This is a genomic window from Thermanaerothrix sp., from assembly GCF_056331585.1.
In genome coordinates, this window is the sequence record NZ_JBWGPQ010000029.1 from 26,674 (window position 1) to 34,734 (window position 8,061).

Here is an 8,061-nt window from a genome sequence, read left to right on the forward strand (position 1 = left end):
TTTCCTCCGCTCTGTCTGCTAGAATCACCGAATGTAAATCCCTTGCGGATCGAGTTCCTCGCGCAAGATGCGTAGTTCTTCCGCAGTTGGCGGCTCGGTCTGGCGCAGATTGGCAGCCACCTTGAGCGGCCAGCCGGTATTGGCCTGCACCTGCTCAACCGTAGCGCCGGGGTGCAGTGCGGTGAGCATCAATTCGCCGTTTTCATCCGGCTCCAGGATGCCCAAATCGGTCACCACGGCTTGCGGCCCGCCCCCGCGCACCCCACTGGCTAGGCGTTCCGTGCGTCCGCTCAAAAAGCCCGCCGAGGTGCAAAAATCCACCCGTTCCGGGAAGCGACGCTTCTGGTGCGGGGTAATGATGTAGCACCGATTCGCCCAAGCCGCAATCTCCATCGAGCCGCCTGAACCGGGCAAGCGCACCTTGGGGTGGAAATAATCCCCGATGACGGTGGCGTTGATATTCCCAAAACGGTCAATTTGTGCCCCGCCCAGGAAGCCTACATCAATCAGGCCGCGTTGCAGGTAAAGGCTGAAAATCTCGTACATGCTACACACCAACGCCGCGCCGCTGACCAGAGTGGGATCACCGATGGAAAGGGGCAGCCGCGAAGGTCGCGCCCCGATCACCCCGGCTTCATAAATCAACACCAGATTGGGCGCATGGGTGCGTTGAGCCAGGTTGCAGGCCAGGTTGGGCAGCCCCACCCCGACGAAAACGACATCATGGTCGCGCAAGAGGCGCGCGGCGTTAATGGTCATCAGTTCAGCAGCGGTGTAGGGGCTCATCTCAGTAATCTCCGTAGTTGATCGGGGTAGACCAGCGCGGTTTCACCGCCAGGCGGCGGTGCGTTTCCTCACCCAATTTCTGCCAGTATTCCTGGCGATCCTTAACGCCAAAGACCCATTCGTCCAGCCAGGCTTGCACCGCCGCGCGCGACTCGCTGAGTTGATCCCAAGCCAGGTAGAAGGCATTATCGCGATCGTAGTAGCCCTGGGTGTACGAGGGATGGGCGCAATAGGGAACGTGGCACACCGCATCCACCACAAACTCCGGGATCAAGGTGCGATTAGGATCGGAGCGGATAACCGCTTCATCCACAATTTCCTCCGCGGTGAGGATGACATGGCGGGCGGCAAACGCGGCTTCCTTTTGTTCCCCCAGGATGCCCCAGATGTGCGCATTGCCATGGCGGTCGGCGCGCTGGACATGGACGATGGCCACATCCGGATTGAGCGGCGGCACCACCACCACCTCACGCCCGGTGTAGGGGTCCTGCAGGCGGCGATAGTTGGGGTTGACGCGCTCCAAATCGCCTGCCGCGGTGGGATTCATCGGCATGAAAGGCAGCCCGGCCGCACCAGCGTGCAGGCGGGAAATCATCCCAAAGTGCGAGTATTCCTCCCATTCCAGGTTGCCGGCTTCAATCTCGGCGCGCACGATGCGCAGCGAGCCCACCCCGGGATTGCCCATGTAGGAAAAGATCAATTTGCGGGCGCAGCCGGCAGCGACCATCTGCTCGTAGATCAAATCGGGGGTGGCCCGAGCCAGTACCAGGTTACGCCGTCCTTGGCGGATAATCTCATGGGCAGCGGCAAAGGGAATGAGATGGGTGAAGCCGGCCGCATAGACGCAATCGCCGTCATGGACGAATTCGGCAATGGCTTCAGAAAGCGAACACCGTTTATCGCGTGGCATGAGCAGATTCCATTCCCTCCCTAATTCTATCCGTAATAACGGCCGAAAAAAGGGCGACTTCTCACCAGTGGCGGGCAAAACGAGGGGCTGCCCTGCTGCGGACAGCCCCCGCATCATCTCAGAGCCGACGGATAAGGGTACGTGATTGCTCGTGCATGTAGAGTTGCAGGTAGTGCACACCGCCAGCGTTCTTGCCGGTGGAGCCGGAACCCTTCCATCCGCCGAAGGGCTGAAAACCGGGCCAGGCGCCCGTGGTAGCACCCTGAGGACGGTTGGCGTACACCACGCCGGCCTCAATATGCTCAAAGAACCACTGCGCCTCCTCCTCGCTGCCGTAGAAGCCGGCGGTTAGGCCGTAATCCACGTCGTTGGCCAGGCGCATCGCCTCTTCCAGCGATTCGACCTTAGCAATGGTGCTGATCGGCAAGAACATCTCATACTTCCACAAGCGATGATTGAGCGGCAGGTCGGTCACCAACGTCGGCGCGCAGAAGTAGCCCTTGGCATACTCGCCCTCGGTGAGCACCTTGCCGCCGGTCAGGATGGTGCCAGCCTGGCTCAATTCCTCACAGAACGCCTGGTAATCGGCGTAGGATTTGCGGTTGATCACCGGGCCAAGGAAGTTCTTGCGCTCGGTTGGATCGCCGATGCTGAGCTTGTTGGTCAATTCCACCAGGCGGTTAACCAGTTGATCGTACACCGGGGCTTCAATGTAAATGCGGGAGCAGGCGGAACACTTTTGCCCCTGCAGCCCAAAGGCCGAGCGCACAATTCCTGCAGCAGCGTCTTCCAGGTTGGCGTGGCGGCTGACGATGGCCGGGTTCTTGCCGCCCATTTCCAGGATGGTCGGGCGTGGCCAACGCCCCTGAGCGAACGAGCGGTAAATGTGCATGCCCACATCATAGGAACCGGTGAAGGTAATACCGTCCACCTCGGGGCTGTCAATCAGTGCCTGTCCGAGGGTGCTGCCCGGGCCGGTGACGTAGTTGATCACCCCATCCGGCAGGCCAGCATCGCGCAGGCATTCGGCGATCAGGCGCACGCTCCAGGGCGTATCACTGGCCGGCTTCATCACCACCGTGTTGCCGGTCACCAAAGCCGCTGCTGTCGGACCACCGGTGAGCGCGCAGGGGAAGTTGAAGGGGCTGATCACCAGCCACACCCCGTAGGGGCGCAAGACCGAAACGTTGCGCGCCTCAAACCCCACCAACGGGTCGCGCCCCATTTCAACGATAAAGCCGTTATTGGCCTCCATGCGGTCACAGGCATAACGGAAGAGATCCGCCGTCTCGGCCACATCCCCCAGCGCTTCCATGCGGTTCTTACCCACTTCCAACGAGACCACCGCGGCAATCTCGTAGATGCGCTGGTCAATCAGGTCGGCGGCTTTGCGGATCAGAGCAACACGATCCTGCCATGGCATGCGGCTCCAGGCCGGAAAGGCGCGGCGGGCAGCAGCCAGGGCAGCCTGGGCATCTTCTGCGGTGCCCTGTTGAAAGATGCCCAACACCATATCGGTATGGGCGGGGTTGCGGTCTTCAAACTTCTTGGCAGCAAAGACCTCCTTACCGTCAATGATCATGCCGTGTTCTTGCCCCAATTTCGCCTTGACGCGCGCCAGAGCGTCTTCAAAGCGGGTGTGCAGTTCTTCAGGGGGATTGAACATAGTGGCATAGGTCAACTTAAAGGTGCTTTCAGCGGTCATAAACCAACGCCCTCCTTTTGTGAGACAGGGGAAATTTGGGGTGCGCCTGAACCGCTCAGGCAGTATTAAGTATAGCCAGGGCGAGGGAGCAAGTCAAAGTCAGGGTGTCAGGCAGTTGGCAGGACGTTCGTCCCGAATCTGAGAAGGGCTGTGCTTTTAGAGAGGATGGAATTACGGGCAAGATCCAACCTTCGGACATGCCGCGCCCTTACCCCTCATTTTCAGAGCGCATTGCTCCGAAAACAGATGTGACAACGCCCACCCTCCCGGCGCGAATCATGTATAATCGGGGGCAAGGAGTGACGTCTATGCCAAACGAAGCCACCCGCCAACGCGTTGATCCCCAAACCCTGGATACCACGCCGCGCCGCCGCCCGGACTGGATCCGCGTGCGCGCCCCCAGCGGCGAGACGTACGAATGGTTGCAGAAACTGATGCGCCAGAAGGCGCTGCACACGGTGTGTGAAGAAGCCGCCTGCCCCAATATGGGTGAGTGCTGGGGTGCCGGCACTGCCACCTTCCTGATGATGGGCGATGTCTGCACCCGCACCTGCGGCTTTTGCGATATCAAACATGGCCGCCCAAGCGCCCTGGATTTTCTGGAGCCGGAGCGCGTCGCTCAGGCGGTCAAGGCGATGAACCTGCAGCATGCTGTCATCACCAGCGTCAACCGCGATGACCGCCGCGACGGCGGCGCCCCCATCTTCGCCATGGTCATCCGCCGCATCCGCGAGATTCACCCCGGCTGTTCCATCGAGGTGCTCATCCCCGATTTCAAGGGCAGTGCCGAGGCGCTGCGCATCGTCATGGAAGCCCGCCCCGAGATTCTCAACCACAACGTCGAGACCGTGCCACGCCTGTTCAAACGGGTCCAGCCCCAGGATCGCTACGAATGGGCGCGAGCGACCCTCTCCAATGCCAAGGCCATGGATCCCGACGTGCTGACCAAATCGGGGATCATGGTCGGGCTGGGCGAGACCATGGATGAAGTGAAAGCGGTGATGGAAGACCTGCGTTCGTGGGGTGTGGATATTCTCACCATTGGTCAATACCTGCAACCCAGCCGCCACCACCTGCCGATTGCCCGCTACTACACCCCGGAGGAATTCGCCGAACTCAAAGCCTTTGGCCTGGCCATTGGCTTCAAGTGGGTGGAAAGCGGCCCGCTGGTGCGCTCTTCTTACCATGCCGCTGAGCAAGTGCGCGCGCTGAGCGTGGTGCACCGTAAACTCTACGGCAGCCCCTTGTCCACCTAAAGCCGCCCCCGCCAACGGAGGTCTGAATGCCCCTCGCTATCTGGTGGATCCGGCGCGACCTCCGTCTCCACGATAATGCCGCGCTGAATGCCGCCCTGCGCGATGGCTTTGCGCCTCTGCCCCTGTTCATCCTCGACCCCCACCTGCTGCACAACCGCTCCACCGCGCCCCAACGCTGGGGCTTTCTGAGCGCCAGCCTGCACGACCTGGCTGCAGCCCTGGAAGCGCGCGGGGCGTACTTGCTCGTGCGCCGCGGCGACCCGTTAGCCGTTCTGCGCCAGGTGCTGGCCGAGAGCGGTGCCACCCGCATCTACGCCGAAGAAGACTACACCCCCTATGCCCGTCGTCGCGATGCCCGTGTGGTCCGCGACCTGCCCCTGGTTCACGTCGTGGGGTTGACGGTGCACCACCCGGATAGTGTGCGCAAGCCCGATGGCACCCCCTATACCGTCTTCACCCCGTTCAGCCGGGCCTGGAAGGCACTCCCTTTGCCCCCAACCGGCGCGGGACTTTCCCTCCCCACCCCCTGGCCGCCGTTGCCCCGTCTGCCGGGCGATCCCCTGCCGGAGATGCCCCCACCCCCGGCGTTCCCCGCCGGTGAGGCCGCCGCCCAGGCCCGCCTGCAAGAATTTCTCACCGCCACCGTGTATGACTATGCCACGGCGCGCAATCGCCTTGACCTGAACGGCACCTCGCGCCTCTCACCCTATCTGCGCTTCGGCCTGCTCTCGGCGCGTCAGGTGGTGCAAGCGGCGCGTAACGCCCTGACCCAAGCCACCCATCCCGCGGCGCGGCACGGAGTGGAGGCCTTCATCAACGAACTGATCTGGCGCGAGTTCTACCACAGCATCCTCTATCACTTTCCACAGGTGGTAAAGACGGCCTTCCGCCCCGCCTACCGCGACCTGCCCTGGCGCACTGCCCCCGAAGACTTACGCGCCTGGCAGGAAGGGCGCACCGGTTACCCCATCGTAGATGCCTGCATGCGTCAGTTGCAGCATGAGGGTTGGATGCACAACCGCGGGCGTATGATCGTGGCGTCGTTCCTGGTCAAAGATCTGCTGATCAACTGGCAGGAGGGGGAGCACTGGTTCATGCAGCACCTGGTGGATGGCGACATCGCCGCCAACAACGGTGGCTGGCAGTGGGCCGCCGGCACCGGCACCGATGCCGCGCCGTATTTTCGCATTTTCAATCCCGTCCTGCAAAGCCGCCAATTCGACCCCGAGGGGCACTTCATCCGCCGCTGGGTGCCCGAACTGGCGGCGCTCCCGACCGAGTACCTGCACGCCCCCTGGCAAATGCCGATGGAGGTGCAACGCCGCTTTGGGGTGCGCATTGGGCACGACTACCCCGCCCCGCTGGTAGATCACGCGGTAGCGCGGGTGCGCGCCCTGGCTGTCTTTCGCCGGGTGAATGACTAGGCGCTACTTGCGCCCGCGAAAACCGGCCACCACCACGACCGTCAAACCCAGTACGCTGAGGATCAATAAACCCCAGCCGAGGTAACGGCGCTGTTCGGGGTCGCGCAGCACCTGCGCCGGCAGCCACGGGCGCGGCGTAACCGTAGGGGTAGGGGTGATGGTGCGGGTAGGGGTGGGTGTACGTGGCGTGGGGGTGGGGGTCGGGGTGCGCGTGGGCGGCGGCACGGTTGGAGTGACCGTGGGCGAGAGGGTGGGCGTGAACGACGGGCGCACGATCAAATCCTGCCCCGCCCATAGCACCGGCGTGGGCGCCAGGCGGTTAAGCGCGATCAAATCCGCGATCTTCACCCCATAGGCGATGGCAATGCTCCACAAAGATTGCCCCGGCTGCACCTTGTGTACAATGGAGCCATCGCTCTGAGGGGTCGCCGTCTGCACCGGAATGATGATCTGGGGGGTAGTCGCCGCCGCTGTGCCTGCCACGGGCGCACGCGGGGTATACCCCGCCGCCGCACCGGCAAAATAGGCCGCGTGGAGCACGTAGTAAACGCGCCCATCCCCGCTCTCGACCACTCCTGCCCCCACATGGACGTAGTTGGCCTGGGTCATCGGCAGCATGTGGGTGGCATCCGCCCAATCCTGATAAACAACTTGTTCCACGGTGCGGTTGTAGCCGCACGAGATGTTCTCGGTGGCGAAGACAGTTGCCCCGCCGCCATAGCCAGCTGCCGCTACCCGTCCGCTGACGTTGCCGATATGGGCACAGGTGCCGCTGCTGGCCATCGTTTCCGCGGTGGCTTGCGCCGTAGCCATCAGGATCGGATCCACAATGAGCGCGGGCAGGCCGTTGGCAGTGCGAATCTGGTTGACCAGGTCAATCAGCGCCTGGGCACTGCCAGCCTGGGCATGGGCAGGGAGTGGGGATGCCCACAACGCCCCCCATAATGTCATCATCAGGATTAAATAAAGCCAACGGTTGTGTCTCATGACGTCCGAATTATAAACGACGGGCCGGGGTTATGGCAATTCGCCCACCCCGGCCCGAATGGATTAAGCGCCGCTGGTTGGTTCAAGAGAATGCCCGGTCGCCGCCGCCATGCCCCATCGTTTCGGCGATGAACAGGAAGTCGGTCGCCGAGATCATGCCCACGATGTTCCCGTGTTCGTCGGCCACCGGAAGGTGATGGATGCGCTTTTCCAACATCAGTTTGGCGCATTCTTCGACTGTGGCGTCCTTGGGGACGGTGATCAGAGGGCTGCTCATGATCTCGCGCACCTTGAGTTCAGAGGGGTTGCGCCCATGAGCGACAATTTTGTCACAGACATCAATCGAAGTCACAATGCCGTACTCGGGGTTGGTTTCGGTTTTGCGCACAATCAGGCTGTTGACGTAGCGGCGGCGCATCAGTTTAAGCGCCTCGGTGACGGTGGCGTCTGGATCCACAAAGACGACGAGGTCATTCATCCAGTCGCGGACGGTATTCTGCATGGTCGCTCCTCTCCATCTAGGTGATTCGGGGGGTTTCAAAAATGAGTATAGCATAGGCGTTACCCGAATGCAAAGCGCCTTCGCGGGGGATTTTCAACGCAAGCCACTTTTAGATCCCCCTGGCGGGCGCGGCTTGCATTGCTTGACAGGACGTCAATCTCGGATATACTGACATTGACCCTGCCGAGCACATTCCGCGCACGACTGTGACCCTGGCTGTGAGGGAGTCCCGCCACCATGCGCGATAATTTCTGGAATCTGCTTACCCTGCTCACCCTCCTGGCGACCCTGGGGGTGGTTTTAATCTTCGTCCTGATCTTCCTCAACCCTTACACGCCGCTGAACCCGTTTCCGCCGCCGACCCTGCCGCCGCGCCTGGAGCTCCCCACCAGCACCCCCACCCTGCGCCAGTTGCCCCCCACCTGGACATCAACACCGCCACTGGGCCTTGAAACGCCCACCCCACGCCCGACCTCAACCCTCCCACCCAC

7 protein-coding genes and 1 pseudogene are annotated in these 8,061 nt (G+C 62.1%); 3 read left to right on the forward strand and 5 right to left on the reverse strand.

Annotation, left to right across the window (positions count from 1 at the left end; genetic code table 11):
• Positions 1-24: 24 nt before the first annotated feature.
• The 3 genes from AC01YT_RS10245 to AC01YT_RS10255 all read right to left on the reverse strand — a co-directional run bounded on the left by AC01YT_RS10245 (position 25) and on the right by AC01YT_RS10255 (position 3,401).
• A complete protein-coding gene (locus AC01YT_RS10245) occupies positions 25-786 on the reverse strand; it encodes a CoA-transferase subunit beta (RefSeq protein ID WP_476675153.1) in 762 nt (253 codons plus the stop codon).
• A gap of 1 nt (position 787) precedes the next feature.
• Positions 788-1,696 (reverse strand): CoA transferase subunit A, encoded by a 909-nt coding sequence (locus AC01YT_RS10250; RefSeq protein WP_476675155.1) that lies wholly within the window; start codon positions 1,694-1,696, stop codon positions 788-790.
• A 118-nt stretch (positions 1,697-1,814) separates the two neighbouring features.
• Complete coding sequence (locus AC01YT_RS10255) at positions 1,815-3,401, reverse strand: aldehyde dehydrogenase family protein (protein WP_424912404.1); 1,587 nt, start codon at positions 3,399-3,401, stop codon at positions 1,815-1,817.
• A gap of 308 nt (positions 3,402-3,709) precedes the next feature.
• Here AC01YT_RS10255 and lipA point away from each other — a divergent pair, with 308 nt between their 5' ends.
• On the forward strand, positions 3,710-4,657 hold the full coding sequence (gene lipA, locus AC01YT_RS10260; RefSeq protein WP_424912405.1) for a lipoyl synthase: 948 nt from the start codon (positions 3,710-3,712) through the stop codon (positions 4,655-4,657).
• Positions 4,658-4,683: 26 nt separating this feature from the next.
• Entirely contained in the window at positions 4,684-6,081 is a 1,398-nt protein-coding gene (locus AC01YT_RS10265; protein ID WP_476675157.1) for a cryptochrome/photolyase family protein, read from the forward strand.
• A gap of 3 nt (positions 6,082-6,084) precedes the next feature.
• Here the strand turns inward: AC01YT_RS10265 and AC01YT_RS10270 are convergent, their stop codons facing one another.
• Together AC01YT_RS10270 and AC01YT_RS10275 are read right to left on the reverse strand one after the other, a co-directional pair.
• Positions 6,085-7,068 (reverse strand): CAP domain-containing protein, encoded by a 984-nt coding sequence (locus AC01YT_RS10270; protein WP_476675159.1) that lies wholly within the window; start codon positions 7,066-7,068, stop codon positions 6,085-6,087.
• 82 nt (positions 7,069-7,150) lie between these two features.
• Positions 7,151-7,570 (reverse strand): CBS domain-containing protein, encoded by a 420-nt coding sequence (locus AC01YT_RS10275; RefSeq protein WP_424913255.1) that lies wholly within the window; start codon positions 7,568-7,570, stop codon positions 7,151-7,153.
• A gap of 237 nt (positions 7,571-7,807) precedes the next feature.
• Here AC01YT_RS10275 and AC01YT_RS10280 point away from each other — a divergent pair.
• Positions 7,808-8,061, forward strand: a pseudogene (locus AC01YT_RS10280) (hypothetical protein); the annotation flags it as partial.

Excerpts from the sequence above, each read along its gene's own strand:
- AC01YT_RS10265 (WP_476675157.1), top strand. The coding sequence starts at position 4,684 with ATGCCCCTCGCTATCTGGTGGATCCGGCGCGACCTCCGTCTCCACGAT.
- AC01YT_RS10255 (WP_424912404.1), bottom strand. The coding sequence starts at position 3,401 with ATGACCGCTGAAAGCACCTTTAAGTTGACCTATGCCACTATGTTCAAT.
- AC01YT_RS10245 (WP_476675153.1), bottom strand. The coding sequence starts at position 786 with ATGAGCCCCTACACCGCTGCTGAACTGATGACCATTAACGCCGCGCGC.
- AC01YT_RS10275 (WP_424913255.1), bottom strand. The coding sequence starts at position 7,570 with ATGCAGAATACCGTCCGCGACTGGATGAATGACCTCGTCGTCTTTGTG.
- AC01YT_RS10270 (WP_476675159.1), bottom strand. The coding sequence starts at position 7,068 with ATGAGACACAACCGTTGGCTTTATTTAATCCTGATGATGACATTATGG.
- AC01YT_RS10250 (WP_476675155.1), bottom strand. The coding sequence starts at position 1,696 with ATGCCACGCGATAAACGGTGTTCGCTTTCTGAAGCCATTGCCGAATTC.
- lipA (WP_424912405.1), top strand. The coding sequence starts at position 3,710 with ATGCCAAACGAAGCCACCCGCCAACGCGTTGATCCCCAAACCCTGGAT.